Annotated in this window: 4 protein-coding genes; all 4 read right to left on the bottom strand. The window is 37.7% G+C overall.

The genetic code is table 11. The features are described from left to right. Positions 1–587 (bottom strand): precorrin-6A/cobalt-precorrin-6A reductase (locus tag LDB17_RS00095; RefSeq protein ID WP_393924815.1); only part of this gene is annotated, 587 nt, incomplete at its 3' end. Further along, complete coding sequence (locus tag LDB17_RS00090; RefSeq protein WP_252637372.1) at positions 584–1585, bottom strand: ABC transporter ATP-binding protein; 1002 nt, start codon at positions 1583–1585, stop codon at positions 584–586. The genes LDB17_RS00095 and LDB17_RS00090, both read right to left, overlap by 4 nt. A gap of 4 nt (positions 1586–1589) precedes the next feature. Next, complete coding sequence (locus tag LDB17_RS00085) at positions 1590–2621, bottom strand: iron ABC transporter permease (RefSeq protein ID WP_252637370.1); 1032 nt, start codon at positions 2619–2621, stop codon at positions 1590–1592. Next, positions 2622–3337: ABC transporter substrate-binding protein (locus LDB17_RS00080; protein ID WP_393924814.1), on the bottom strand; the 716-nt coding region annotated here is incomplete at its 5' end.

The raw sequence follows: 3337 nt of genomic DNA, 5'->3' as shown, positions 1-3337 counted from the left end.
TCTTTTGTTATAATTGCCTGAGGTTTAAACTTCTCAAAGAGTAAGGTTTCATCTTCACCTTGTTGATAATATAAAACTTGTTCTATAGGGAAACTCTCTTTCTGGATAATAGAGCGTGATTCGTCTCTATCTAATATTCTGAACCAGCAATTATGCTTCTGCCAGTAGGGTTTTAGTTTAGCGACAGTATTTACGCCGGTTAGGGCAAGCAAATTATCTATATTATTTTTCTCTAGATATTCAATACCTTCATTATAGGACTCGAACCAAAGCAAATCTTTTTCATGTTTGGGATAGTTACGTTCATATCTGACAACCGGGATATTCAATTCTCGAGATGCTTTTGCTATATTCTGATGCAATATTTCTGCAAAAGGATGTGCGGCATCTACAATCAGCTTTATAGTTTTCTCTTTGCTAAAATCGATTATATCTTTCTCATCTAAACCTCCGGTAATATGAGTGCCATGTGTTGTTTCTATTTTCTGTGATTTGGTTTTAGTTGAATAATAGAAATGCTTGGCTGCACTTTCACAAACGGCGACCACTTTACGGCCTTCTGTCGTTCCTCCGAATATAAGTATCATATCATGATCTGGTTTAAGAGTTCTTCTATACTTGTAATTGCTATAGGTAATTGATCCTGTTTGTACAGTAAAATGCTGTTCTCCTTAATTTCGACAGATAAGTCAGATTCAATATCACGTGAAGCTAAAATCCCATTTCGTAAAAAAGCTTTACGGATCATAGCATATATTTGCCCATGCCCTATAACCTTTATTTGCTTGTTAAAATCATTCTCTACTCTAAACAAACCTGTATATTGGTCAAATACAATGCCTTTGCGAGCAAAGAAGTTACTCAGATTTCCATCTAAAGATAAGTCTTCGGGAGTACCTATCTGAATCCCGTGTTCACTATCCATCAACCATATTTTGTCTGCTATCTGCAAAGCCAGATCGAGATCGTGGGTAGATAAGAAGATTGTCTTATTTGTTTTGCGAGATAACTGATGTAATAATTGCATCAGTTCTACTTTGCTTGGAAAATCGAGAAATGCAGTAGGTTCATCCAGAAGAATAATCGGAGTCTCCTGTGCAAGAGCTTTAGCAATCATTACTTTTTGGCGCTCTCCGTCACTTAGTGTGTCAACCATTCGCTCAGATAGATTTTCTATTTTTACGAGCGAAATAGCCTCTTCTATCTTTTTCTTATCTTCTTGCGCTAACTTTCCCCAGAAACCAGTATATGGACTTCTTCCTAGCCCAATTAGTTGATAAGATGTCATATTTTTTATTTCGAATTTCTCAGTCAATACGACTCCAATTAATGTCGCTAGCTCTTTTTCAGAATATTCCTCTACTTTTTTCCCATGAATAATGATATCACCCGACAATTTGGGTTGAAAGGCGGTTAGCGTCCTCAACAAAGTAGATTTGCCAATACCGTTTGCACCCAACAGGCAGGTAAGTTCTCCGCTGCATATATCAGAAGTTATATGTTCGGCTATCACCTTTATATTCTTTTGTGATGAATAACCTATAGCAAGGTCTTTTAGCTCTATTGTCTTTTTTTTCTTATGCATAACTTTAACTGACTTCATTTTTGCGTTTACCGAATAAGACGGAAATCACAATAGGTGCGCCAATCAATGCTGTTACCGAATTGATAGGTAATGCCCCTTCGAATCCCGGCATACGAGCCACCAAATTACAAAACAGAGCCAGAGAAGCACCAGTAAGGGTTACAGCAGGCATGAGTATCCGATGGTCGGATGAAACAAAAATAGTTCTGCACAGGTGAGGTACAGCCAGTCCCAAAAAAACGATAGGCCCGCAGTAAGCTGTTACGATAGCAGTAATGATGCACGAACAAACAATAACATAGAGCCGGGCTTGTTTTACATTCAATCCAAGGTTACGTGCATAGCCGTCGCCTAAAAGTATCAGATTGAGAGTCTTTATCAATAGGAATGAAAGAGGTATTAATACAATCATGATGCCTACAAAAGTATACACTTGATTACCTGAAACTTTAGAAAAACTACCCAAGCCCCATATTACATAAGCTCTTACATCTTCATCGTTACTAAAGAATTTCAGAACTCCAATAATAGCTGTTGAAATATACCCTATCATAACGCCGATAATAAGTAGGATAACGTTTCCTCTTACAAACCGAGAAATAGTTATAATGATAATCATTATAGCCAAAGCACCTGCTACTGCCGCTATAGATATTGCTATCTCGCCAAACAATCCCATCTTGATCAGTGCCGTTCCTCCAACACTACCTGAAAGCAGGATAATAAAAGCTACACCCAAACTTGCACCAGAGCTAATCCCTAGTTCGGACGGTCCGGCTAAAGGATTGCGAAATAGTGTCTGCATCTGTAATCCACTAATGGATAATCCGGCGCCAGCAACTAAGGCTGTGATGGTTTGAGGGAAACGGGATCTCCAGATAATATTCTCCCAGATTATAGATTCTTCCTTTATTCCGAATAGAATATTCCAAACGGAACCCACTGGTATGGAAATTGTGCCCAATACCAGATTCAGAATGAAGAAAACTAGTATAGAGGTAGAAATCAGTGCAAAAACTATCAAGGGACGTTTCATTTATTTAAGTAATTCGTAATAAACAGGAATATGTTCCGGCAAAAATGATGGATGAAATATCTTTATCAAGTCGGCTAAAACTACTTCGGGCTCTACAGGAGTATTTTCATAGAAAGGTTTCTCTCGCAGATTACAATATATAAGCTTTTTATCCTTAAAAGCTTTAAAATCTGCATATCGAGCATCACTTTGTTTCAAAGCATCGTAAGTGAATGTTCCATCGTGGCTATTCACCATCCGCCAATAGTCAGTATTTGCTCCCTGCGAATAAACAGTTTCGAAATCGACATAAAAACCTCCGGATTCGTTATCATTTTTCATAAAATAATCGGCTCCTGAATCTCTGAATAGCTGTGCGAGATAGCTGTTTCCTCCAACTACATACCAGTTACCCGAATGTAACTCACCGCTCAATACAGTAGGACGTTTTGAAACAGAAGCAGACAATGCTTTTAATTTATTATACTTGTTTTCTATATCGTCAAACTGTTTATTGGCTTGTTCTTCTATTCCTAATAGCATAGCAATGAACTTAATCCATTCAGCCTGTCCCAAAGGAGAACTTTCTTTATATCCTAAAAAACTAATTAATGGTATATCCAGGTTTCGAATCGCATCATATCCCCCTTTTTTGAATGGTGAAACAAGTATAATATCCGGATTTAGGGCGAGAATTGCCTCATTATCAAATTCACCATTCAAAAAAGGGGGATATG

The organism is Dysgonomonas sp. Shenzhen-Wh21, from assembly GCF_043392705.1.
In the GTDB taxonomy this organism is placed as follows: Bacteria; Bacteroidota; Bacteroidia; order Bacteroidales; family Dysgonomonadaceae; genus Dysgonomonas.
The sequence above is the reverse complement of the archived record's forward strand: the minus strand, read 5'-3'. Positions and strand labels throughout refer to the sequence as shown.

Coding starts and splice junctions, on each gene's coding strand:
- LDB17_RS00085 (WP_252637370.1), bottom strand. CDS start 2,621: ATGAAACGTCCCTTGATAGTTTTTGCACTGATTTCTACCTCTATACTA.
- LDB17_RS00090 (WP_252637372.1), bottom strand. CDS start 1,585: ATGCATAAGAAAAAAAAGACAATAGAGCTAAAAGACCTTGCTATAGGT.